Source organism: Bacillus sp. TH25, assembly GCF_016650935.1.
In the GTDB taxonomy this organism is placed as follows: Bacteria; Bacillota; Bacilli; order Bacillales; family Bacillaceae_G; genus Bacillus_A; species Bacillus_A mycoides.
Genome location: NZ_JAEKEU010000036.1, coordinates 234795 through 260331, shown reverse-complemented (window position 1 = coordinate 260331; position 25537 = coordinate 234795). Strand labels below are relative to the sequence as shown.

General features: G+C 35.1%; 24 protein-coding genes and 1 pseudogene. 23 read left to right on the top strand and 2 right to left on the bottom strand.

The annotated features are described in order from the left end of the window. Nucleotides 1–283: 283 nt before the first annotated feature. The 14 genes from JFT89_RS17095 (at nt 284) to JFT89_RS17030 (ending at nt 11578) form a co-directional block, all read left to right on the top strand. Entirely contained in the window at nt 284–1126 is an 843-nt protein-coding gene (locus tag JFT89_RS17095; protein ID WP_002016143.1) for a DegV family protein, read from the top strand. 162 nt (nt 1127–1288) lie between these two features. Beyond that, entirely contained in the window at nt 1289–1603 is a 315-nt protein-coding gene (locus tag JFT89_RS17090) for a winged helix-turn-helix transcriptional regulator (RefSeq protein WP_002089608.1), read from the top strand. Nucleotides 1604–1836: 233 nt separating this feature from the next. Then, nucleotides 1837–3168 (top strand): C40 family peptidase, encoded by a 1332-nt coding sequence (locus tag JFT89_RS17085; protein WP_201040386.1) that lies wholly within the window; start codon nt 1837–1839, stop codon nt 3166–3168. Nucleotides 3169–3298: 130 nt separating this feature from the next. Beyond that, nucleotides 3299–4648 carry an ATP-dependent helicase ComFA gene (comFA, locus tag JFT89_RS17080; RefSeq protein WP_201040454.1) on the top strand — a complete coding sequence of 450 codons (1350 nt, stop codon included), beginning with the start codon at nt 3299–3301 and terminating at the stop codon, nt 4646–4648. After that, nucleotides 4648–5352 carry a ComFC family protein gene (locus JFT89_RS17075; RefSeq protein ID WP_201040385.1) on the top strand — a complete coding sequence of 235 codons (705 nt, stop codon included), beginning with the start codon at nt 4648–4650 and terminating at the stop codon, nt 5350–5352. Before comFA ends, JFT89_RS17075 begins: the two co-directional genes overlap by 1 nt. Nucleotides 5353–5478: 126 nt before the next feature. Beyond that, the gene (gene cspC / locus JFT89_RS17070) at nt 5479–5676 is read left to right on the top strand and encodes a cold shock protein CspC (protein ID WP_033718063.1); all 198 of its coding nucleotides are present in this window, start codon (nt 5479–5481) and stop codon (nt 5674–5676) included. A gap of 321 nt (nt 5677–5997) precedes the next feature. Then, nucleotides 5998–6540, top strand: coding sequence for a ribosome hibernation-promoting factor, HPF/YfiA family (hpf, locus tag JFT89_RS17065; protein WP_002016135.1), 543 nt, complete (start codon nt 5998–6000; stop codon nt 6538–6540). A 291-nt stretch (nt 6541–6831) separates the two neighbouring features. After that, nucleotides 6832–7326, top strand: coding sequence for a hypothetical protein (locus JFT89_RS17060; protein ID WP_002184661.1), 495 nt, complete (start codon nt 6832–6834; stop codon nt 7324–7326). A gap of 118 nt (nt 7327–7444) precedes the next feature. Continuing rightward, nucleotides 7445–8029: a hypothetical protein gene (locus tag JFT89_RS17055; RefSeq protein WP_201040384.1), complete on the top strand. Its 585-nt coding sequence runs from the start codon at nt 7445–7447 to the stop codon at nt 8027–8029. A gap of 31 nt (nt 8030–8060) precedes the next feature. Beyond that, nucleotides 8061–8849: a hypothetical protein gene (locus tag JFT89_RS17050; RefSeq protein WP_016121052.1), complete on the top strand. Its 789-nt coding sequence runs from the start codon at nt 8061–8063 to the stop codon at nt 8847–8849. Beyond that, nucleotides 8836–9531: a hypothetical protein gene (locus JFT89_RS17045; RefSeq protein ID WP_016096537.1), complete on the top strand. Its 696-nt coding sequence runs from the start codon at nt 8836–8838 to the stop codon at nt 9529–9531. The genes JFT89_RS17050 and JFT89_RS17045 overlap by 14 nt, the downstream gene beginning before the upstream one ends. A 71-nt stretch (nt 9532–9602) precedes the next feature. Continuing rightward, a complete protein-coding gene (locus tag JFT89_RS17040) occupies nt 9603–10367 on the top strand; it encodes a hypothetical protein (protein ID WP_201040453.1) in 765 nt (254 codons plus the stop codon). Between the two features lie 3 nt (nt 10368–10370). Further along, a complete protein-coding gene (locus JFT89_RS17035) occupies nt 10371–11009 on the top strand; it encodes an ATP-binding cassette domain-containing protein (protein ID WP_201040383.1) in 639 nt (212 codons plus the stop codon). Between the two features lie 41 nt (nt 11010–11050). Further along, nucleotides 11051–11578 carry a hypothetical protein gene (locus JFT89_RS17030; protein WP_201040452.1) on the top strand — a complete coding sequence of 176 codons (528 nt, stop codon included), beginning with the start codon at nt 11051–11053 and terminating at the stop codon, nt 11576–11578. Nucleotides 11579–11596: 18 nt separating this feature from the next. Here the strand turns inward: JFT89_RS17030 and JFT89_RS30795 are convergent. Further along, nucleotides 11597–11824, bottom strand: a pseudogene (locus JFT89_RS30795) (hypothetical protein); the annotation flags it as partial. 368 nt (nt 11825–12192) lie between these two features. Here JFT89_RS30795 and secA point away from each other — a divergent pair. The 9 genes from secA to JFT89_RS16985 all read left to right on the top strand — a co-directional run bounded on the left by secA (nt 12193) and on the right by JFT89_RS16985 (nt 23672). After that, nucleotides 12193–14700, top strand: coding sequence for a preprotein translocase subunit SecA (gene secA, locus JFT89_RS17025; protein WP_016096542.1), 2508 nt, complete (start codon nt 12193–12195; stop codon nt 14698–14700). A 143-nt stretch (nt 14701–14843) separates the two neighbouring features. Continuing rightward, nucleotides 14844–15942, top strand: a protein-coding gene (prfB, locus tag JFT89_RS17020) for a peptide chain release factor 2 (RefSeq protein ID WP_100248371.1) whose coding sequence is annotated in 2 segments (ribosomal slippage) — nt 14844–14915 and nt 14917–15942 — 1098 coding nt in all. Because the reading frame shifts where the segments join, the coding sequence is not laid out codon by codon here. Between the two features lie 457 nt (nt 15943–16399). Continuing rightward, nucleotides 16400–16723 carry a cytochrome c551 gene (cccB, locus tag JFT89_RS17015; protein ID WP_002016129.1) on the top strand — a complete coding sequence of 108 codons (324 nt, stop codon included), beginning with the start codon at nt 16400–16402 and terminating at the stop codon, nt 16721–16723. 323 nt (nt 16724–17046) lie between these two features. Next, nucleotides 17047–17733, top strand: a complete 687-nt coding sequence (gene ftsE, locus JFT89_RS17010; RefSeq protein ID WP_002016128.1) for a cell division ATP-binding protein FtsE — start codon at nt 17047–17049, stop codon at nt 17731–17733. Further along, nucleotides 17723–18616 carry a permease-like cell division protein FtsX gene (gene ftsX, locus JFT89_RS17005; RefSeq protein WP_002089596.1) on the top strand — a complete coding sequence of 298 codons (894 nt, stop codon included), beginning with the start codon at nt 17723–17725 and terminating at the stop codon, nt 18614–18616. The genes ftsE and ftsX overlap by 11 nt, the downstream gene beginning before the upstream one ends. A 118-nt stretch (nt 18617–18734) precedes the next feature. Further along, the gene (locus JFT89_RS17000; RefSeq protein WP_012261984.1) at nt 18735–20171 is read left to right on the top strand and encodes a S41 family peptidase; all 1437 of its coding nucleotides are present in this window, start codon (nt 18735–18737) and stop codon (nt 20169–20171) included. A gap of 95 nt (nt 20172–20266) precedes the next feature. Continuing rightward, nucleotides 20267–21451 carry a PDZ domain-containing protein gene (locus JFT89_RS16995; protein ID WP_195743305.1) on the top strand — a complete coding sequence of 395 codons (1185 nt, stop codon included), beginning with the start codon at nt 20267–20269 and terminating at the stop codon, nt 21449–21451. Nucleotides 21452–21579: 128 nt separating this feature from the next. After that, nucleotides 21580–23295 carry an ABC transporter ATP-binding protein gene (locus JFT89_RS16990; protein WP_002068306.1) on the top strand — a complete coding sequence of 572 codons (1716 nt, stop codon included), beginning with the start codon at nt 21580–21582 and terminating at the stop codon, nt 23293–23295. 65 nt (nt 23296–23360) lie between these two features. Continuing rightward, nucleotides 23361–23672 carry a heavy metal-binding domain-containing protein gene (locus JFT89_RS16985; RefSeq protein WP_002068307.1) on the top strand — a complete coding sequence of 104 codons (312 nt, stop codon included), beginning with the start codon at nt 23361–23363 and terminating at the stop codon, nt 23670–23672. Nucleotides 23673–23805: 133 nt separating this feature from the next. On the opposite strand, the gene abc-f is transcribed toward JFT89_RS16985, so the two are convergent. Beyond that, a complete protein-coding gene (abc-f, locus tag JFT89_RS16980) occupies nt 23806–25440 on the bottom strand; it encodes a ribosomal protection-like ABC-F family protein (RefSeq protein ID WP_201040382.1) in 1635 nt (544 codons plus the stop codon). Between the last annotated feature and the right edge of the window lie 97 nt (nt 25441–25537).

Below are 25537 nucleotides of genomic sequence, written 5' to 3'. Positions count from 1 at the left end.
TATCCCGCTATTTGTGGGCAGTAAGACTCCCACCTCAAAATTCAGCTGGAGCAAAGAAGTTAGGTGGGAGCCCTGCTGCCCGTAAAAGCCCGATTGGTGAAGGCTAATAATCAGTGGGGGATGAACAAAACCCCCACTGATTAAAGTTTCACTTTATCTTTTTGTTGTAATTTGTCGAGCGAGTGATTGTAGTTTCTAGCCGGTATTTTTATGTATGGATGCACCTTTTCTAGTTTTCGTGTAAAATTAGGGGATAAAAATTTTTTATAAGGCAGGTACGAAAATGAAAACAGCTATTGTTACCGATAGTACAGCATATATACCGAAGCATATTCGTGACGAACTCAATATATATATGATTCCATTAAACGTTGTGTTTGGAACGGAATCTTATCAAGAAGAGGCTGAAGTTTCAGCAAATGATTTTTATATAAAAGTACGTGAACAAGAAGAACTTCCGAAAACTTCGCAACCAGCAATTGGAAAGTTTTTAGAGTTATATGAAGAGTTATCTAAAGAATATGATGCAGTTATTAGCATTCACCTTTCCAGTGGAATTAGTGGTACATATCAAACAGCAACGGCAGCTGGACAGATGGTAGATGGTATTGATGTATATACGTACGACTCTGAAATTAGTTGTGAAGTACAAGGGTTTTACGTGCGTGAAGGGGCGAAATTAGTAAGTGAAGGGAAAGCCCCAGAAGAGATTATCGCTCGCTTTGATGAAATGAAGCAAACGATGGATGCTTATTTTGTAGTGGATGATTTACATCATTTACAACGTGGTGGAAGATTAAATAGTGCACAAGCTTTCATCGGTAGTTTGTTACAAGTAAAACCAGTATTATACTTTAGAGATAAAGTAATTATTCCATTCGAAAAAATTCGTACGCGTAAAAAAGCGTTAAAGCGTATCGTTGAAATCTTTGATGAGCAGGCAAATAAAGGTGTGCCTATGGAAGCTGTTATTATTCATGCGAATCGTGAAGAGGAAGCTAATGAATGGAAACAAGAATTAGAAGAGATATACCCTCATGTTACAATTCGTACGAGTTATTTCGGAGCTGTAATTGGGACGCATTTAGGTGAAGGTGCGCTTGGTTTAGGTTGGTATACGAAGTGATAAAGATATAAAAGCTCTCTTACTTGAAGAGGGTTTTTTTACGGGGATTTGACAAGTTAATATTTGGAAATGGTAAAATGTATGTAAAATTAAATAATGAGGAAAGTTTTATTACTTACTTTTTACAAGAAACTATATTATAATAGAAGAGAGGTGAAACATATGGAGCATAATTCTTGTTTATGTCCAAAGTTTGAGTCAGCTTTTACAATGCTTAGTAAGAAATGGACTGGCTTAATTATTAAATCTTTGCTCGAAGAGCCGAAACGTTTCAGAGAAATCGCAGATATTATACCGAATATGAGCGATCGTATGTTGTCAGAACGTTTAAAGGAATTAGAAGGCGAAGGTATTGTAGTTCGTAATGTTTATCCAGAAGTACCAGTTAGAATCGAGTACGGTGTAACTGATAAAGGGAAAGCGTTGGAAAGTGTTATGGATGAGGTCCAAAATTGGGCTGAGAAATGGATGAAGTAACGTTTCTATTTCATTCATATTGGAGTATTTTCAAAACGTAAGGGGTTCCCTTACGTTTTTTTTCAATCCTATAAAAAACGGTGTAAGGCTCTTAAAATTCTACATATATATACAAATTTAGATATACTTTGCTATAGAGATAAATGTAATATTACATTTATTTTACAAAACCGTAACATTAGCAAAAAAACTCCCGAATTATGGTATAAATTTTAATAGGTTATATACGGAAAATGAAAAAAGAAAGCGGTGTAAAAAATAAAATGAAAAAGCTAAAAATGGCATCTTGCGCATTAGTTGCAGGGTTAATGTTTTCTGGGCTAACACCAAATGTATTTGCAGAAGATAAAATTTCTGACGTGAAATCACAAATTAACACACAAAATGATACTTTACATAAACAACAACAAGAACGTGATGAATTACAAAAACAAATGAATGACTTAAACAAAACAATCCAAGGTTTGGATAAGTCTGTTCAAGAGAACGCTTCAAAACTTGATGAAACAACAAAAAAAGTTTCTGATACTGAGCAATTAATCGAAAATAAAAATAAAGATATTGCAGAACTACAAACAAAGATTGCAAAACGTGAAGAGTTATTAAGAAAACGTTTAGTTGCACTACAAGAACAGCCAAATACGAACATTGTAACAGAAGTTCTTGTAAACTCTAAAAACGTTGCAGATTTAGTTGATCGTTTAGCTTCTGTGTCTAAAATTATGGAATCTGACGAAGATATCATGAAAACACAACAAGAAGATCAAACGAACGTGAAAAAAGATGTTGAGACAGTAAAAGAAAAACAAAAAGAATTAAAAGAAGCACAAGCTCAAATTGAAACTGCTAAGAAAGAACTTGACGTTGAAAAAGAGAAAAAAGCAACAGCAGTAAACGATTTAAGTGGTAAAATGGATACAGTTGTAACTACAATGACAAGTACGGAAGGTCAATTGAAAGAGCTTGAACAACAGGCATTAAAATTACAACAAATCGCTGAAAAAGAAGCGCAAGCAAAAGCGGCACAAGAAGCTGCTGCTCAAAAACAAGCACAAGAAGCTGCTAAAGAAGCACAAGCTCAACAAGCTGCACCAGCGCAAGCGCCTGCAGAACAAGCTGCTCCAGCAAACAATGCTGGACAAGCTCAAAAAGAAGAGCCTAAAAAAGAAAAGCCGGCACCAGCACCGACACCAGCACCAGCACCAGCACCAGCACCAAATGCGGGTGGCGTAATTGGTAAAGCGCAACAATACTTAGGTAAGCCATATGTTTGGGGTAGTGCATCTCCATCAAACGGTGGTTTTGACTGTAGTGGATTCATTTCTTACATCTTTGGTGTAGGTCGTCAAGACGTTGCAGGTTACTGGAACTCAGTTTCTAAAGTAAGTAGCCCACAACCTGGAGATTTAGTATTCTTCCAAGGTACTTATAAAGCAGGTCCATCTCACATCGGTATTTATGTTGGGAATGGACAAATGATTCATGCTGGTGATAAAGGGATTGCTTACGGCGATATTAACAATGCTTACAACCAGAAACATTTCTTAGGATACGGTAGATTCTAGGATTTATAATTGAATAAAACAAGTGTATAAAGTCGATAGCTTACTATTTTATAAGTAGGTTATCGGCTTTTTTGAGTTTTTACGAGATAAAGAGAAGGATTTATAGTAGTGCTGGAGGTGGCTATTGATGATGTTAGCTGGTAGACAGTTACTGTTAGAAGAACTCTCTTCAGATTTGCAGGATAAATTGGATCATCTGAAAAGGAATCGAGACGTCGTTTGTGTACAAGGGGTAATTAAGAAGTCTTCAAAATATATGTGTCAGCGCTGCGGAAATATAGAGCAGCGACTATTTGCATCACTGCTATGTAAAAGGTGCAATGAAGTATGTACGTATTGCCGGAAATGTATAACGATGGGCAGGGTAAGTGAATGTACTGTACTTGTACGCGGGATTGCTGAAATAAGCGGAGAAAGTTATTTGAATCCGTTACAGTGGGAAGGCATTTTGTCTGACGGTCAGGAGTTAGCTGCGCAAAGTGTCGTTGACGCTGTTAAGCAGAAAGAATCATTTTTTATTTGGGCGGTGTGCGGGGCTGGAAAAACAGAAATGTTGTTTCACGGAATTGCAGAGGCACTACAAAAGGGAGAAAGAGTTTGTATTGCAACGCCGAGAACGGACGTTGTACTTGAATTAGCACCAAGATTACAAGAAGTGTTTCCAAATATAAATGTAGCTGCTTTATACGGAGGGAGTTTAGACCGAGAAAAAGATGCGGCGTTAATCGTTGCAACTACACATCAATTGTTACGTTATTATAGGGCGTTCCATGTCATGATTGTAGATGAGATAGATGCTTTTCCGTATCATGCAGATAAGATGTTGCAGTATGCAGTAAACGAAGCGATGAAAGAGAAGGCAGCACGTATTTATTTAACTGCAACTCCAGATGAAAAGTGGAAGCGTAAGTTGCGAAGTGGTAAGCAAAAAGGGGTTATTATTTCAGGGCGATACCATCGTCATCCATTGCCAGTTCCGATATTTCGGTGGTGCGGAAATTGGAAAAAGGGTGTTATACGTAAAAAAATTCCTCGTGCTTTATTACAATGGTTAAATCTGTACTTATCGAAACGATACCCCATTTTTCTATTTGTTCCTCATGTGCGATATGTAGAAGAAATTAGCCAGTTATTAAAATCATTAAACAATCAAATTGACGGTGTGCATGCAGAAGATCCGGCGAGAAAAGAGAAGGTAGCAGCTTTTAGAAAAGGAGAAATCCCTTTATTAGTTACAACGACGATTTTGGAACGAGGAGTAACTGTTAAAAATTTACAAGTTGCAGTTTTAGGAGCTGAGGAAGAAATATTTTTAGAAAGTGCTCTCGTTCAAATTGCAGGGCGTGCTGGCAGAAGCTCTGATGAACCGCATGGAGATGTTATCTATTTTCATTATGGAAAGACAGAGGCGATGGTGCATGCGAAAAAACATATTCAAAGTATGAATAAGAATGCTAAAGAACAAGGATTGATAGATTGATGCATTGTCTACTTTGTGATGAGTATATTTCATATGCGATTAGTTGGTACACTTTTTTTGTTAAGCTTCATAAAAAGTATATATGTGATAGATGTGAACAAAAACTTTCCTATATTATAGGAGATATTTGCAAGGAGTGTGGTCGGCCTTTAGAACTTGTACCAGCTGAATATAAAAACGGGGATATTTGTATGGACTGCATAAGGTGGACGAACGAGCAGGGGTTTCCGTCTCTCATAAATCGTTCGTTGTATGTATATGATGAAGGGATGAAAGAAATATTAGCACAGTTTAAATTTCGAGGAGATGCTGAATTAGTGCATATTTTTCATCAGCCTTTTCGAAGTCTTTTTCAAAAATATTTTGCGAATGTTTCAGTTGCCATTCCGGTTCCTCTTAGTGAAGAGCGAGAATACGAGCGTGGTTTTAATCAAGCGGAGTTACTAGCTTCTTGTTTGCCTATCAAAATGTTTTGTACATCATTAAGAAGAATAGAAACAGAAAAACAAAGTAAGAAGAAGCGTAAAGAAAGGATATCGGGAGTTAATCCTTTTTATTTTCAGGGAGAAGAGATGTTTCATGAGCAACATGTTTTAATCGTGGATGATGTGTATACGACAGGAATTACTGTTAGGCAAATTGGAAGCCTTTTGTATGATCGAGGAGCGAGAGATGTTTCTTGTTTGACGCTTTGTAGAGGTTAATATGTGAATGTCGAAAGGAGTAATAAAAAGACGACAGGTCTTCTTTGACTTACAGTCTTGTCATTCGCTATAGTCAGAATATGGGGCGAATGCCCTGATTTTAAGAGTGAAGGGAATGGAATGAACATGCAAGGACGAGTAAAATGGTTCAATGCAGAAAAGGGATTTGGGTTTATTGAGCGTGAAGATGGTGACGATGTGTTTGTTCATTTTTCTGCTATTCAACAAGATGGGTATAAGTCGTTAGAAGAAGGTCAACAAGTGGAGTTTGATATTGTTGATGGAGCACGTGGATCACAAGCGGCTAATGTTGTGAAACTGTAAAAATTAAGTTTTTGGAAAAGATAGAGCTGTATTTTTAGCAGCATTATATAGATGGCGAAAGCTCTTGCTCGTAACAAGGGCTTTTTTGTTTTGGAGGAGTTGTCAAAAAGTTGTTTCTTTTCTGTAACTAATTGTCCACAGTTACAGTCGTTATTCACGATGGTAATAGGATAAAATAAAGATAGAAACGATGCATCTTTTCATTTCAACAAAAAACGATAAAAAAATCGCAATTCCACTAATTTTTTTAAAAAAATTAGAAGGAGTTTTTAAGCCAATGTCGAAATTATAGTACATAGGCTTGAAAGGAGGAATTCATCTATGAAATTCAACATTCGTGGTGAAAATATTGAAGTAACTCCAGCATTAAAGGAATATGTAGAGAAAAAACTAAGTAAATTAGAGCGTTATTTTGATACATTCCCAGAGATTAAGGTTAACTTAAAAGTATACTCTGACAAGCAACGTATCGAGGTAACAATTCCATTTACAGATTTATTACTTCGTGCAGAAGAAACAAATAGCGATATGTACGCTGCGATTGATTTAGTAGTTGATAAAATTGAGCGACAAATTCGTAAACATAAAACAAAAGTAAACCGTAAATTACGTGAAAAGGGTTCTATTAAAACTAACTTTATCCTTCCAGAAGCAGTAGCTGTTCTGGATGCGGTAGAAGAGGATGAATTAGAACTTGTACGTACAAAACGATTCGATTTAAAACCGATGGACGTTGAAGAAGCGATCTTACAAATGGATATGCTAGGACATAGTTTCTTCGTCTTCACAAATGCGGATACAAATGAAACTAATGTTGTATATGGCCGTAAAGACGGGAAATATGGTTTAATCGAAACAAAATAATAATTCGAAAGCGCAGCCATTTCGGCTGCGCTTTTTTTATATGTTTTAGTGGTTGTATTGAGATTTTGAGTGTGATTATCTCTACAAGTATTTCCTTGCCATGAGCATACTAATTTTGTTTAATTTAACAAAATTTTATAATTGTAAATAAAATTTTGTTAAGTTTTCTGAAATTAATTGATAGTGCATTTCGGTTTTGATATCCTAATATCGTATTATAGTGATTTATTTTATTCCTTCAGTGAAAAAATAAAATCAATATAATGCTACAAATTATCGGAGGTGTTTTTAGTGAGTATTAAGAAAAAAAGTCGTTTTATGTTTGGATCTGTTTTATCTTTAGGTATTTTAGCTAGTACTTTTGCTTTAACCGAACCGGCTAAGGCTGATACTAAGGCTAATACAAGGGATGATCATGTGGAATTTACCTTTAGACTTTGGAATGCATATGATTATACTAATGCACGTCCTAAAGAGAATGATACTTCTATGTATATGCGTGTGAAGAGCAGTGAGAAGGGCGGTGGTTCTTTCAACGTTTGGACAGAAGCGGATAAAAATAAAAATGCAGAAAATAGAAAATGGGTAAATGTTTCAGGTGATTCAGGTAAGCATGAAGGAGAAGTGCAACCAGGTAAAACATATCTTTTCAAAAATTATGCATATGAAAACTATGGGAAAAATGTTCCTGTTAGATTTGGTGGTTATTCTAGAGAAAATAATGCTTATCCTACTGCTTGGAGCCCTGATAGTGTACGACCTAATGGACCTTACATCGAATATTGATTTAGAAATTATAAATTGAAATTATTTATTTTGTAGCGCTAGAAAAAGTCGTATAGTTCCTAATCTAGATTATACGACTTTTTCTGCTATTTAATTTTTAAAAATAGGGGGAGCTGTAATGAAACTTATTTCAAAATATATTTTAGTTTGTTTTTTTATATTGAGTATTAGTTTCTTAGTTTCTTGTCAAAAGAAAGTAGATGAACCTATTGTAAATATTGAAGATACTTTAACGGAAAAAGGAAATTTAAAAAGTATTCAGTTGCAAGAAATTAAGAAAAATACTATTTATGAACAAGTATTTTTTAGGAATGAAAATGGTAATGATTTCTTTCAAGGTCAAATAGATAGAAATGATATTGCAATAGAAGATAAGCTTTTAGATAAAAATTTAAAGTCAGGAGTTATACCAGAAAATTATTATGTTTTTTTAACGGGTGTTACGAATAAGAAAAAACCAACGTATCTTTTGGGACGGATTGAACAAATTGATGGAAAAGTAATTCAGTGGAAACAAGAAGTTAAGAGTGTACAAAGAAAAGATGCAAATGGTGTTTATCAGTATGATGTTTATCAGTATGAAGTTGAGTTTCCTAAATTTGAAGGAGAGAGAGCAAATGTTTCTTTTCGTTACATTTGGTTAAATAAAAAAAATAAATGTTATGGTGTTGCGGATCAATTATTCATATTAAAAAAGATTTAAATTTAATTAATGGTTTATGGAGGAGCTATAGATGAGTTACTTTTTAGGAAGGATTTTAAAAGGTAGGATGTTTTGGTTGTCTTTATTTATTATGTTAATAATTGTTATTGCTCAATATATTGCTATGTGTGTAACAACTAAAGGATTTAACGATGATGGGATTATAAAGGTATCCCCATATTTGTCTAATATTTTACATTTTAATAGATTATCGTTTTATTGTGAGTTTTATCTACTTATATTTCCTATGCTTTCAGCGATGGCTGTAGCCGGAATTTATAGAACAGATAAAAATTATGGGTTTATTTATCCTGTTATTTCTAAAATGGGAACAGGTTATTATTTTAAGCTACTTTATTTTATTAATTTTATTGTATCTTTTTTTATTATAAGTTTCCCTTTACTTTTTAATTTTTATTTATATGCAATGACTTATCCAACAGTTGCTCCGCATCCAATATTAAATTATATGGCTGCTACTGTTTCGCCAACAGCTCAATTTAATACGGTTTATTATGAGTACCCTACTTTATATTTTCTAATGTATGTATTTTTAAATGGTTTATACGGTGCGGTTTTTTCAAGTTTGGCTTTATCAATTTCGTTTTTTATAAAACGAGTTTATTTTATTTATTTAGTTCCATTTATTTTACATATTTTTTGGCTTGGTATTGGAAAAGGGATTCTCAATCCTAAGGATTATTTAATTAAAGATTTCGGCTTTTTTGAATTACAAATTTTTCTTAGTGTACTGTTATGTATTTGGTTTTGCTCTGTAGTTCTTTATTTACGGGGGAGTAGGAAGCATGTTCTTTTATAATGTAATGAAAGAAACTATAAGGATGAAATATGTTTGGTTAAATATTCTCTTTTTACTTAATGTCAGTATCATTGGTTGTTTGTTCAATTATTTTGAACCCGGAATTGTAAAAGAGAAAATGAATGAATTGGAAACTTTGTATAAGGTTATGTCGTTTTATAATTTATCAACTATATTTATTCCTTTAACAATCGTTTTTTCTGTATATTCTATGTCGAATTTTTTTAGTATTTATGTTGTTTATAGAGTGAATAATGCATTGAAATTAGTTTCTATATATTATTTAAAATTATTAGTTTTCGTTTGTTTTTTTGCGGGGAGTATGATTTTACAGTTATTTTTGATGTCAAATATGATGGCTGTAAATAGTATTTCTGTGAATTATCCATTATTATTTTGCATTCAATTATTTGCGAATATTTTCATATGTATGATAAGTGCTTTGTTGCAATTATTTTTACCTAGTTTACTTGCAATAATATGTATGATCACTGCTGTTTTACTAGATAGATTTATATTACATGGATTTTTATTTACAAATGTTTTTTATATAAATGTGTTTGAAGATGCTACGGGTTTATTTATACGTTTATTTGGATGTTTTTCTATCTTTTTTATAAGTGTATGGATTTTATCTAAAAAAAGTTATATTTCTATGAATGATGAAACAGAGGTGATCTAGTTTACATTATGATTTTATATCATTTGTTAAAAAGAGATTTACATGTAAGGTTTAGAGATTCCATCAAGATAATGGCTTTTTTATTCTTAATTTACGCTATGATTGTATTTACTTTTTTATACAATCAGTCTCTTATTAATGGTAAAGAACCTGTATTAGTAGATGTTACCTTTTATCGATTTTTTCATGGAGTAGACTTTGTTGATTTATCTCACTTTTATAAGGAGGGGCGATTTTCTATCCCTTTTTATTGGATTTTTTTTCAAATCACTCCTTTGTTGCTTGTAGGGAATTTTGCTTTTTCAGATATTCAACAGAATGGTGTTTATTTATTTCCTCGTGTTAAGAAGAAGCATTTTCTTTGGTTAACGAAAATACTATCTTTGTTCTTTTATATAATTAGTATTTGGATTGTTATGTATTTTCTTTGGTTTACTGTTTACTATTTGCTTTCTTTTGGCGAGTATTCTTTTTTAAATTTATATAGTCAATTTTCTTATAAAATATTAGGTACTATGCTAATTCAAATAATTATAAGCTTTTTATTAGCTTTAATTTTTGAGTTTTTAACGTTTTATATACCAATAACTATTGTTTTTGTAATGATGTTGATGTACCTATTTATGTCTATTTTCTTTCATAGTATTTATTTTTTAGGCTCTTTTGTTATGCCAAATCGCTGGTATTTTGTTGATCACAGTTCAATTCAATTGACTTTAGGTAATAATCAATCTATTCAATGTAATGATTTACTTTTAATAGGAGTAGTAATTGTTGTTGTAATGATTTTATTAGGTAGTTTTTGTTTTAAAAAACTAGATGTAATAGGTGAATAATTTATGGACAATTATATTAAATGTGAATGTATGATGAAAAAATTAAAAGGAAATATTGTGTTAGATAATATTAGTTTATCGATAAAAAAAGGCGAGCTTTTAGTTTTGAAGGGGCATAATGGCTCTGGTAAAACGATGATTTTACGAGCTATATCAGGGTTAATGCGTTTGAATTCTGGATTTATTTATGTAGATAATGAAATGATTGGAAAACAAAAGCAATTTCCTGATTCTATGGGAATATTGATTGAATATCCAAGTTTTATTCCAGGGTATACTGGTTTTCAGAACTTGAAATTTTTAGCATCGATTAACAATAAAATTTCTGATGAGGAAATTTATAATATTATTCAAAGGGTTGGACTTGATAAAGCAGATAAGAGAAAGTATAAAAGATACTCTTTAGGTATGAAACAACGTTTAGGGATAGCGCAAGCTTTAATGGAACGACCAAAATTATTGTTATTAGACGAACCAACTAATGCTTTAGATAGTGATGGGATAAAAGATGTTTTAGATATTTTGGAAGTAGAAAAATCTAAGGGAACGACTATTATTGTAGCTAGTCATGATGTGCATGTTCTAGATAATGGAATAGTAGATCGTATTGTATATGTTAATAATGGAAAGTTGGTAGATTAATAGTGACAAGAAAACATGTCTTAATAATCATTGGATTGTGTGTGTTGCTATGTACATTTGCTAGTTTGTTTAGATTTAAAACATTAAATCAAAATAATGAATCTTATAAAGTGGTAAAAGATGAGTTTTTATCTAATAGAACTTTTGAAGATGGACAAGGAGTGAAGTTTCATGCACTTGAGCCTCTTGATCCTACAAAAGTTTATGATCCTTATGAAGACCGTGAAGTAGTGACGTATGTGTTACCTTTAAATATTACAAATACAACAAATCGGGATATTAACTTATTTAGTAATAAGTCGATTTCTAATACAATGTTTTATTCTAAAATAGGGGAGTTTTATAATTTAGTTCCTTATTCAATGGAATTACCTGAAAAATATCAGTTTGATCCTGTAATACCTGCTGGTAAAACAGTACGAGGATATATAGGGACAAATTACTTTGTAGGAGATGACCCTGGTAAGCATTATAAAAATTTTTCTAACGAATCAACTAAGGTGAAATTCATTTCTTTTTTGAAGGATAAGGAAGGGGAATATCATGAATTAGAAATACCAATAAATTAATACAATTCATTAGTATAATTAATTTGAAGTGTAATTATAAAAAGGATCTATATAAAATATATTAAGTATATTGTCTTTTTTCTTTTTTGATACCGATATAATTTAAGGTTATTTTTGAGTTGCTGTGGTTGAGTATATCTTGCAATAAATGATAGATATTGTTTATAGAAATCAAAAGCTGAAGGTTTTGCGCATTGTGTGAGTATCTATGGATGCTGCACCGGCAAAATCTTTGGCTTTTGTAATTGTCGATTTAAATCTTACTAATATGTTCATTCTAGCTACTCCCTTTAAAGGGAACGGGAAAGAATGTTATTTAGAATTAATATGAAATTTGGAATATGAATTTGAAATAGAGAGGTAGGGAAAAGAATTATTAATTTTTTGAAATGAATAAAATAAAAAATTTTTCTGAATCTACGGCTCGACATTTGGACGATTGTTGTCATAGTTATAAGACAAGTGTTACAATTATCATTAGGTTTATACATTTTAGTTTTTTAATTAGGAGAAAAATTGGCATAACATAAATTTGATTTTTATAACGACTGATTGTAAAGAGAAAAAGAAAGCAATCGGAAGTTTTATTTTAATAAAAGAGGAGCGTATTTCCTATGATCGGTATTTTAAAAAAGGTATTTGATGTCAACCAACGCCAAATTAAACGTATGCAGAAGACAGTGGAGCAAATTGATGCATTAGAATCATCTATTAAGCCGCTAACTGATGAACAATTAAAAGGAAAGACGATTGAATTTAAAGAACGTCTAACAAAAGGTGAGACAGTAGATGATCTACTTCCTGAAGCTTTTGCGGTTGTTCGTGAAGCAGCGAATCGTGTTCTTGGAATGCGTCCATATGGCGTACAGCTAATGGGTGGTATCGCCTTACATGAAGGAAATATCTCTGAGATGAAAACAGGTGAAGGTAAAACGTTAACATCTACTTTACCTGTATATTTAAACGCATTAACAGGAAAAGGTGTTCACGTTGTTACAGTCAATGAATACTTAGCGCAACGTGATGCGAGCGAAATGGGACAACTTCATGAGTTCCTTGGCCTAACTGTAGGGATTAACTTAAATAGTATGTCACGTGAAGAGAAACAAGCTGCTTATGCTGCTGATATTACGTATAGCACAAATAACGAGCTTGGGTTCGATTACCTACGTGACAACATGGTGTTATATAGAGAGCAGTGCGTTCAGCGTCCACTTAATTTTGCTATCATCGATGAAGTCGATTCTATTTTAGTCGATGAAGCACGTACGCCGCTTATTATTTCGGGACAAGCTCAAAAATCAGCAGAGCTATACATGTTTGCAAATGCATTCGTTCGTACATTAGAAAATGAAAAAGAATATTCATTTGATGTAAAAACGAAAAATGTAATGTTAACAGAAGATGGTATTACGAAAGCTGAGAAAGCTTTCCATATCGATAACTTATTCGATTTAAAACATGTAGCACTTCTTCACCATATTAATCAGGCGCTTCGTGCACACGTTGTTATGCACCTTGATACAGATTATGTTGTACAAGAAGGCGAAATCGTAATCGTAGACCAATTCACTGGTCGTCTTATGAAAGGTCGTCGTTATAGCGAAGGTTTACATCAAGCTATTGAAGCAAAAGAAGGCGTAGAAATTCAAAATGAAAGTATGACGCTTGCAACAATTACGTTCCAAAACTACTTCCGTATGTACGAAAAATTATCTGGTATGACTGGTACAGCGAAAACGGAAGAAGAAGAATTCCGTAGTATTTACAATATGAATGTTATCGTAATTCCAACGAATAAAGATATTATTCGTGATGATCGTGCTGATTTAATCTTCAAATCAATGGAAGGTAAATTCAATGCAGTTGTTGAGGATATTGTAAATCGTCATAAGCAAGGGCAACCTATTCTTGTTGGTACAGTTGCAATTGAAACGTCAGAGCTTATTTCAAAAATGTTAACACGTAAAGGTGTACGTCATAATATCTTAAACGCAAAAAACCATGCGCGTGAAGCAGATATCATTGCAGAAGCTGGTATGAAAGGCGCTGTAACAATTGCGACGAATATGGCTGGTCGTGGTACGGATATTAAGTTAGGCGAGGATATTAGAAACGTCGGTCTAGCAGTTATCGGTACAGAGCGTCACGAAAGCCGTCGTATTGATAATCAGTTACGTGGTCGTTCTGGTCGTCAAGGGGACCCTGGTGTAACACAGTTCTACTTATCAATGGAAGATGAACTAATGCGCCGCTTCGGTTCTGACAATATGAAAGCGATGATGGATCGTCTTGGTATGGATGATTCACAGCCAATCGAAAGTAAAATGGTTTCTCGTGCGGTAGAATCTGCACAAAAACGTGTGGAAGGAAATAACTATGATGCACGTAAGCAGCTATTGCAATACGACGATGTACTTCGTCAACAACGTGAAGTAATTTATAAACAGCGTCAAGAAGTAATGGATTCAGAGAACTTACGCAGCATTATTGAAGGTATGATGAAATCTACGATAGAACGTGCTGTTGCACTTCATACGCAAGAAGAAATCGAAGAAGATTGGAGCATTAAAGGTCTTATCGATTACTTAAATACAAACCTTCTTGAAGAAGGAGATGTAAAAGAAGAAGAGTTACGTCGCCTTGCTCCAGAAGAAATGAGCGAATCAATTATCGCGAAATTAGTAGAGCGTTATAACGAAAGAGAGAAGCTTCTACCTGAAGAGCAGACGCGTGAATTCGAAAAGGTTGTTGTATTCCGTGTTGTAGATACGAAATGGACAGATCATATCGATGCAATGGATCACCTTCGTGAAGGTATTCATTTACGTGCTTACGGACAAATCGATCCACTTCGTGAATACCAAATGGAAGGGTTCGCAATGTTCGAGTCGATGATCGCTTCTATTGAAGAGGAAATCTCTCGTTACATTATGAAAGCTGAAATTGAGCAAAACTTAGAGCGTCAAGAAGTTGTTCAAGGTGAAGCTGTTCATCCATCAAGCGATGGCGAAGACGCGAAGAAAAAACCGGTTGTAAAAGGTGACCAAATGGGACGCAACGATTTATGTAAATGTGGTAGTGGCAAGAAATATAAAAACTGTTGTGGCATTGGGCAGTAATAAGAAACTGTAGTTTAGACTGCTTTGCAAATTTTTACATCAAAAATGTATAATGAAAAGGATTAAACTCTCTCCGTAATAAGCGGAGAGAGTTTCCCTTGTTTTCATATGAAAGTAACAGCAATTACATAGAGGTGAAGGAAATGGAATTAGTAGAAATTAGGCAAGAATTAGAAAAAATGGCTAAGAGATTAGCGGCTTTTAGGGGGTCTCTTTGACCTTCCTACTAAGGAAAAACAAATTGCAGAATTAGAAGAAACGATGATGGGCGCAGGATTTTGGGATGACCAACAAGGCGCACAAGCTGTGATTAATGAAGCGAATGCGCTGAAAGATATGGTTGGAAGGTTCCGTCAGTTAGATGAGACGTTCGAAAACTTAGAAATGACGCATGACTTACTTAAAGAAGAGTATGATGAAGATTTACATGAGGAACTAGAATCAGAAGTGAAAACTTTAATTCAAGAAATGAATGAGTACGAGCTGCAGTTACTATTAAGCGATCCTTATGATAAAAATAACGCTATTTTAGAATTACACCCAGGTGCAGGTGGAACAGAGTCACAAGACTGGGGTTCTATGTTATTACGTATGTACACGCGCTGGGCTGAAAAACGTAGGTTTAAAGTAGAAACGGTTGACTACTTACCGGGCGATGAAGCTGGTATTAAGAGTGTTACATTATTAATTAAAGGTCATAACGCTTACGGTTACTTGAAAGCGGAGAAAGGTGTACATCGTCTTGTACGTATTTCACCGTTCGATTCTTCAGGTCGTCGTCATACATCGTTCGTATCTTGTGAAGTTGTACCTGAATTCAATGATGAAGTTGAAATTGAAGTGCGTACAGAAGATTTGAAAATAGATACGTATCGTGCAAGTGGTGCAGGTGGACAGCACGTTAATACGACAGATTCAGCAGTTCGTATAACTCATCTACCAACAAACACGGTTGTAACATGTCAGTCAGAGCGTTCTCAAATTAAAAACCGTGAGCATGCGATGAAAATGCTAAAAGCGAAATTATATCAAAAGAAATTAGAAGAACAACAAGCACAATTAGATGAGATTCGCGGAGAGCAAAAAGAAATTGGATGGGGAAGCCAAATCCGTTCTTACGTATTCCACCCGTATTCTCTTGTGAAAGACCATCGTACAAATACAGAAGTTGGTAACGTACAAGCAGTTATGGATGGAGAAATTAATCCGTTTATTGATGCGTATTTACGTTCTCGTATTTAATAAGAGAAAAAGCCAACAGAATTGTTGGCACATGTTGAGGTCCAAGAGGATATAAAGAGGCTTATCTTATTTATATTGATGAAATAAAGAGGAAGAGAAGTTGGAGGCGACAACTTCTCTTTTTGATGAGATTATATGTAGAATACAATACCGTATATTGTTTTGTAAAAAGTAGAGAATAGTAAAACAGAGCGGTAATAGAGTAGGGCTTTATATAGGGATTCTTAGTTTTTCTTTGGAGAAAAAGGCTCTTTATAGAATTTTTTAAGGTGTTCACAGAATTGAAACAATTAATGAAAGCTTATTTTATTAGGCTTCTCACTATATTTGTGAAAAATATGAAATACACCTTAGTTTTTCTATATAAAGATAATGCTTATAATGAATATTGAATGTGTTATGAAAACTATTGCCTAGTTATGAATGAAAAGAATATCAACAATGGGGAGCGATAGAAGTGAAAAAGAAATTGTTGGCTATTACGCTGGGGACATCAGTCGTTTTTGCTTTAGGAGCATGTGGAAATAAAGAAGAGAGTAAACCATCAAAACAATCTGCAAGCACAGATAGCGCAGAGCAAATTTACCAAAAAAGTTGTATAGGTTGTCACGCTAAAGATTTATCAGGAGCAACTGGACCAGATTTACGAAAAGTAGGACAGAAATATGACGCAGCAGAGATTGAAAAGATTATTGAAAAAGGCCGGGGTTCAATGTCACCAGGAATTATTCAAGGTGAAGATGCGAAAAAAGTAGCTGAATGGTTAGCTGAGCATAAATAAGAAACGTAATTAATAAACGAGCTGATTGTATAACTTGACCGAAAAGTGCTTCGAGTTAAGTAATTACATGAGCTCGTTTACCTTTTATTAGGATGTAACATAACTGTAACAAAATTGTATCCGAATTGGAAACCGATTGATGTTACAATGGGGTTTGTAGAATTTTGATGAAATATATTACATAGAGTAGCATTGCTAATAAAAAGCATGTATGGAAGCTACCTTCAACAAGAATGGTCGAACGAAAATAAAGGTTTTTCTTTTATTTTCAAATGTACAGAAAAGTATTTCGAAAAAAATCATTAAGTATTGGGTGATAAATAATGATAAAAATGACGAATGTTTATAAGGAGTACCCAAATGGTATGAAAGCCATTGCTGGTCTCACAGTTAACATTAAACAAGGTGAATTCGTATACGTAGTTGGACCGAGTGGAGCCGGAAAATCTACATTTATTAAAATGATGTATCGTGAAGAGAAGCCATCTACAGGATCAATTAATGTAAATGGACTTGTAATTGAAACATTAGCAGAAAGAGATGTTCCATATTTCCGTCGTCAATTAGGCGTGATTTTCCAAGATTTTAAATTGCTACCTAAATTAACGGTATATGAGAATGTTGCGTTTGCTTTAGAAGTAATTGAAGAAGAGAAGGAAGCGATTCGTGAGCGCGTTACAGAAGTGTTAGGTCTTGTTGGTCTTGAAGAGCGTGCCGATGCACTTCCAAATGAGCTTTCGGGCGGAGAGCAACAACGTGTGGCGATTGCAAGAGCGATTGTAAATAAGCCAAAGGTTGTAATTGCCGATGAGCCAACAGGTAACTTAGATATTGAAACAGCTCTTGATATTATGAAGATTTTTAAACGTATTAATGAGCGTGGTACAACGATTGTTATGGCGACACATAACGCAGATATCGTAAATACAATTCGTCATCGTGTAATTGCAATTGAAGGCGGAAGAATTGTTCGAGACGAGATTGAGGGAGGATACGGATATGAAGGCTAAAACCCTTAGTCGACATTTGCGAGAAGGTGTGAAAAATCTATCCCGTAACGGATGGATGACATTTGCTTCTGTAAGTGCAGTAACAGTTACGTTATTACTTGTAGGTGTCTTTTTGACAGCAATTATGAATATGAACCATTTTGCGACGAAAGTAGAGCAAGATGTAGAAATTCGTGTGCATGTTGATCCAGCAGCAAAAGAAGCTGATCAAAAGAAATTAGAAGAAGATATGAGTAAAATTGCGAAAGTAGATTCTATTAAATATTCTTCTAAAGAAGAAGAGTTGAAACGTTTAATTAAAAGCTTAGGCGATAGTGGAAAAACGTTCGAGTTATTTGAGCAAGATAACCCACTGAAAAACGTATTTGTTGTAAAGGCGAAAGAACCAACAGATACGGCAACAATTGCGAAAAAGATTGAGAAAATGCAGTTTGTAAGTAATGTTCAATACGGTAAAGGTCAAGTTGAAAAATTATTTGATACTGTAAAAACTGGTCGTAACATCGGGATTGCGTTAATTGCGGGTCTTCTATTCACAGCGATGTTCTTAATCTCTAACACAATTAAAATTACAATTTATGCTCGTAGTACTGAGATTGAAATTATGAAACTTGTTGGTGCAACAAACTGGTTTATTCGTTGGCCGTTCTTGTTAGAGGGATTATTCCTAGGAGTATTAGGATCAATTATTCCAATTGGCCTAATTTTAGTTATGTATAATTCGTTGCAAGGTGTGTTTAATGAAAAACTTGGCGGAACAATTTTCGAGCTTCTACCATACAACCCATTCGTATTCCAATTAGCTGGTTTATTAATGTTAATCGGTGCATTAATCGGTATGTGGGGAAGTGTAATGTCAATTCGTCGCTTCTTAAAAGTATAAAAAGTTGCAAACATAATTCGTACAAGCTTATCATATAGTAGAAATAGGTAAAGGCATCACACATCGTGTGATGCCTTTTGCTACACCACCTGTGTGTTCTGGAAAGGGGAATTCCGCATTGAAACGTAGAGTTGCAATTATTGGAATGGTTGTTGCATTTTTAATTGGTGCTGGCGGGATGTTTGGTGGTATGTACTGGTTTGGGATAAACCCAGCGTATGTAACGCAAACAGTATCGAATGGTAATGCTGGCACAGCGCAAGGGAATTTGGTAAAGATTAATGAGGCGTATGCACTAATTGATTCACGTTATGTGGAAGACGTGAAAGACGACAAATTAGTCGAAGGTGCGATACAGGGAATGTTGTCTACGCTGAAGGACCCTTATTCCACGTATATGGATAAGGAAACGGCAAAACAGTTTAGTCAGTCACTGGATCCTGAACTTGAAGGGATTGGAGCTGAAGTGAACAAGACGGACGGTAAGCTTATTATCGTATCGCCAATTAAAGGTTCACCAGCAGAAAAGATAGGAATTAAACCTAATGACCAAATTTTATCTGTAGATGGAAATAGTGTGAAAGATTTATCACGTGAAGAAGCAGTATTAAAAATTCGTGGTAAAAAAGGAACGACTGTTGCAATTGAAATTAAGCGCGCAGGAGTGGCTGATCCGATAGAATTTAAAATTAAGCGTGAAAAGATTCCGATTTTCACTGTATTTAGTTCCGTAAAGCAAGATAGCGGAAAAGATATCGGTTATATGCAAATTACTTCTTTCGCTGAAAATACTGCGAAAGAATTTAAGGATCAGTTAAAAGAGCTAGAGAAGAAAAACATAAAAGGCTTAGTTATTGACGTGCGTGGTAATCCTGGCGGTTATTTAAATAGTGTAGAAGATATACTAGGAGACATCATGACAGATAAAAAGCCAATGCTACAAGTAGAACAGCGAAATGGTGAGAAGAAGAAATTCTCTACGGAACTGAAAGAGAGAAAGTCATATCCAATTTCAGTATTAATTGATAACGGAAGTGCTTCTGCTTCAGAGATTTTAGCTGGTGCGCTAAAAGAAGGAGAAGGATACGATTTAATTGGTGAAAAAACGTTTGGTAAAGGTACTGTTCAACAGGCTGTTCCATTTAAAGATGGCAGCAACATTAAATTAACAATGTTTAAATGGTTAACACCAGACGGCAATTGGATTCATAAAAAAGGAATCGCGCCAACTGTAGAAGTGAAGCAACCAGATTATTATCATGCGACACCAATTCAAATTGAAAAGACACTTTCATACAATTCAAATGATGTACAAGTAAAACACGCTCAAGAAATGCTTAAGAGCTTAGGATATGTACCAGGACGTGAAGATGGATACTTTAGCAAAGAGACAGAATCAGCACTAAAAGCATTCCAAAATGCGAATGAGATGGAAGCAACAGGACAACTCGATAAAAAGACAGCTGAAGCGATTCAAACTAAAATCATTGAAAAAATCCGTTCTGGAGAAAATGATTTACAATTACAGACGGCATTGAAATTAATAGCGAAATAAGAAAGAATACAGGCACTTTGATGCCTGTATTTTTTTATGTGTTAAATATGATAAGATAAAAAGAAAGAATGATATAAATGGTGGTGAATGAATTCGTGGAGGCATGGCTTTTTGAAATACTACGAGCAGTTGGACGTTTTTTCTTACACCCTGCTGTCTATGTATTTTTAATTAGTAGTATCTTCGTTGGATACTTACGTATATTACGAGAACGAAAAGATTTTTCTTTTAAAGTATATGATATTTGGTTTGAACTACGAACAACTCTATTTGCAGGTATTGGGTACGGATTAATCGTATCTATTATTACGATTGGGCTTGGGCTTGTTGTTTCAAAAGCGAGTTTATGGGCAATTTTACTTTGGACGTTATTATTCGGATTAACTGCTATGTATCGATATTTATCTGTAGCTTATACTTTCGGAATCGCGATTGCACTCGTGTTGTTATCGTCTAAGATGCCAGTTTCCTTCTTACAGCTTGGAGAAGGTGAAGAGGGTACGATTGTATCCCTTGCTATTTTACTAGGCGTTATGCTCGTTGTAGAGGGTTTATTAATCTCTAAAAATGCAGTTCGTTATTCTACGCCGAAAATTAGCAAAGGTAAGCGTGGGCTACGAATTGGACTACATGAATCCAATCGTTTATGGCTTGTACCAGTATTTATTCTTATACCAGGAGACGCGGTGACAGGATTTATCTCTTGGTGGCCTGTCGTTTCAATAGGTTCGACTACATACTCTTTATTCCTCGTTCCATTTTTAATTGGATTTATGAGAAAGATTAGAAGTTATGAGCCGACGGAAGCTTTATTATTTACAGGAAGACGTGTCTATGGTTTAGCGGGGCTCGTACTCGTTTTAGGTATCGCAAGTTACTGGTGGCACGTATTCGCAATTATCGCGATGGGAGTCGCAATGCTTGGACGCTTTACAATCTCGATGCAAGAGAAAATTGCAGACGAGAAAAGACCAGCATACTTTGCCGCACGTAATGATGGACTTGTTGTGTTAGATACAATTCCTAATACAATTGGGGCAGAGATGAATTTAAAGCCTGGAGAAGTTATTACGAAAGTAAATGGAATCATTCCAAGAAGTACTGAAGAGTTTTATGACGCGCTTCAAACGAAGACGACAGGAGCGTTTTGTAAATTAGAAGTAGTAGATACAAATGGTGAGCTTCGTCTTGCTCAAACGGCATTATACGCCGGGGGACATCATGAATTAGGTGTTGTATTTGTTCAGCAAGAGCACGAGTGGGATTCGGAAGCTATATAAAATAAAATGGAAACCTTCATCAAATATAGATGAAGGTTTTTTTAGTTTCATAGACGGATAACTTGAATAATTATTTGATAATGGTTATCATTTAGAGAGTCTTTTAATTTGGAAAAGGGAGGAAAGATATGCTACGTAAATTTTTTTCTTACTATAAACCGTACAAAGGTTTATTCGTACTCGATTTTTCCTGTGCAGTTATCGCAGGTTTACTCGAACTTGGTTTCCCGCTTATCGTAAATCAATTTATTGATAAGTTATTACCAGGACAAAACTGGACGCTTATTTTATGGGCTTGTTTCGGCTTGTTCGTAGTTTATGTGTTAAATGCAGGTTTGCAATATGTTGTTACATATTGGGGACATATGCTTGGGGTTAACATTGAAACAGATATGAGGCAGAAATTATTTGATCACATTCAAAAGCTATCATTCAGATTTTTTGATAATAATAAAACAGGTCATTTAATTTCACGTCTTACAAACGATTTAATGGAAATTGGGGAAATTGCTCACCATGGACCAGAAGATTTATTCATTGCCATTATGACTTTAGTTGGAGCATTTTCATTTATGATGATGATTAACTGGAAGTTAGCACTTCTAACATTCTTCGTAATCCCGTTCTTATTATGGTTGGCACTTTACTTCAATAAAAAAATGACAGGTACGTTTAGACGTTTATTCTCAGACGTTGCTGATTTCAATGCATGTATCGAGAACAATGTAGGTGGTATCCGCGTTGTACAAGCATTCGGAAATGAAAAGTTTGAGCAAGAGCAATTTGCTGTAAATAATGCTCGTTTCCGTACAACAAAATTAATGGCGTATAAAATTATGGCGTTAAATTCATCGATTAGTTATATGCTGATGCGTCTTGTAACACTCTTTGTATTAATATGTGGTACATGGTTTGTTCTGCAAGGTGAATTAACGTACGGTGGATTTATTGGATTCGTTTTATTAACGAATATTTTCTTCCGCCCAATTGAAAAAATTAATGCGGTTATTGAAAGTTATCCGAAAGGAATCGCTGGTTTTAAAAGATATGTAGAACTTCTGGAAACAGAGCCGGATATTGTAGATTCTAAAGATGCGATAGAAGTTAAACATGTACACGGCGATATTCAATACAATAACATCACGTTCGGATATGAAAATAAAGAGCCGATTTTAAACGATATTAGTTTGAAAATACATGCAGGTGAAACAGTTGCTTTCGTTGGACCATCAGGGGCAGGGAAAACAACACTATGTAGTTTATTACCTCGTTTTTATGAACACTCATCTGGATCAATTCAAATTGATGGCATTGACACTAAAGAGATGACGTTATCGTCACTTCGTAAGCAAATCGGAATTGTACAGCAAGATGTTTTCTTATTCTCAGGAACAATTCGTGAAAATATCGCTTATGGAAACTTAAAAGCTTCAGAATCTGAAATTTGGCAGGCGGTAAAACGTGCTCAGCTAGAGGACTTAATTTACTCGCAACCAGACGGTTTAGATACAGTTATCGGTGAGCGTGGTGTGAAACTTTCAGGAGGACAAAAGCAGCGCTTAGCGATTGCACGTATGTTCTTGAAGAACCCGCCAATTTTAATTTTAGATGAAGCAACTTCTGCGCTAGATACAGAGACAGAACTTGCTATCCAAAAATCACTTGCAGAACTATCTGTCGGCCGTACAACATTAGTTATCGCTCACAGGCTTGCAACGATTAAAAATGCAGATCGCATCGTCGTTGTAAATAAAGACGGTATTGCAGAACAAGGTTCACATGAGGAACTAATCGAACGAGGCGAGGGTTACAGCCGATTGTATGAGGCGCAGTTTAGTTCGTAAATATAATTTCTGCTGAATTAGTGCACCATAAGTAAGTGGAAATCTTACATGGGAGGCTATAAAGCATGATTGTAACAACAACTTCTACAATTCAAGGGAAAGAAATTATTGAGTATATCGATATCGTTAATGGCGAAGCAATCATGGGTGCGAATATCGTTCGTGACCTTTTCGCTTCTGTCCGTGACGTTGTCGGTGGTCGCGCAGGCGCCTACGAAAGTAAATTAAAAGAAGCGCGCGACATTGCAATGGAAGAGATGAAAACTCTCGCAAGACAAAAAAATGCGAACGCCATTGTTGGTATCGACGTGGACTACGAAGTAGTTCGCGAAGGAATGCTAATGGTTGCGGTGAGTGGGACTGCTGTCCGTATATAAAGTGAAAAGCCGTGCTGGTGCACGGCTTTTTGTTGTTATTGTGTCTAACATGATAGGTAGGGTGATATTCTATGTCGAAGCCTCGATATTTCTTGGGAAATGTGGAAGGTCCCGTCGATATATGGGGAAGACATTAGAGCGCTTCTTTACACTGCCGAATTCGAACTAATAATTTTTCGTATTCTTGTTCGAGAAATGTGATGTCATCATGCTGATTTGGGATAGAAATCCTGCTGATGATTTCTGTTAATTTTGTTTGTAACCGTAATAATTCTTGTTCAGTAACGTTTACAGAAGCTTGGGTGGTTCTTTTTGTGTATTGCTCGTAATTGCCGTGGAATATTCTTGGTTCGCTCTCATCTACTTGTAGAATATGGTTTGCAACAGAACGAATAAAGGCACGGTCATGGCTAATGAAAAGTATTGTGCCAGGATACTCCTGTAACATACTTTCTAATTCTTCTTGCGTTGCCAAGTCTAAATAGTTTGTCGGTTCGTCGAGCAGAAGCATATTATAGTTTCCTAAAAATACTTTTGCGAGTGCAACCTTCATGCGTTCTCCACCACTTAAGATGTGCACAGGTTTATGAACATCTTCACGGCGGAATAGGAGCCTTGCAAGTATTGTTCGAACGAACGATTCTGTATAGTTTGTTTCTTCTAGAACGTTTTCTAAAATTGTTTTATCTGTTTTTAAAATAGATAATGTTTGTTCAAAGTATCCAATTTTACAACTTTTCGAAAGCTGAATGCCACGCTCGTTCGCGAGAAGCATTTTGAACAAAGTTGTTTTTCCGCTTCCGTTTTCCCCTAAAATAGCAAGCTTTGCCCCAGGGACAATTGTTCCATTCATATTTTTAAATAGTGTGCGATCCCCTATTTTCTTCGTTGTTTTATTAAACTGAACAACTGCTTTACTATGAATTGGTGTGTGGTATTGTACGTCAAACTGAGCTTGAGAAAAGTCCTTCGGTTTTTCTTTCTGTTCCAACTTTTCAAGGCGTGTTTCTAGTGCTTTCGCTACTTTGCTAACATTTTCTTGCCCATGAGACCCGCTGCACTTATAAAGTTTAGATTCAGATGAACTGAACCGTGCTGGGATTTTTGTCATGCTAGAAGCACGTTGCTTTCTTTGTGAAATTGACTGTTCTAACCGATTTTTTTCTTGTATATATTGATCATATTCTGCTTGCTTTTGTATTCGCTCACGTTCTTTTTGCTTTCGATAGTTTGAATAATTACCTTTATATTCTTGAATAGTACCGTCTTCAACTTCGATGATTTTTGTACATATGGCATCTAAAAGATCACGATCATGCGATATTAAAACAAGTGCACCTTTATAAGATAAAAGTGCCTTTTCTAATTGCTCTGTACCGAACATGTCTAAGTGACTTGTTGGCTCATCAGCAAATAGAATGCCTGCATCTTGTTCGAGGGCATGGGCGATCTTTAGGCGCATTCGTTCACCGCCACTCATTGAATTTGCGACGTTTGAAATATTCCATTTGCCTTTAGCGAGGGAAGAAGCGGTTTCCGGTATCCCCTCGCTAAGCTGTGGAATGATGGCGATAGAACTATGATGAGTTACTGTGCCTTTGTCAGCTTCTATTTCTTTACTTAATATTTGTAATAACGTAGATTTTCCAGCTCCGTTGACTCCGACAATCCCTATACGATCGTTTGCTTGAATTTCTAGTGATGGTAACGTAAATATGGTGCGATCACCAAAGCTCTTTTCGATATTACGTGCGATTAAAATAGTCATAAAAAAACCTCCCTAGTTTCACTAGAGAGGATAAATGTCGCCCTTCAATGTAAAAATCGTACATAAATAAACGATTTTTTACATGATCGTATCGAAA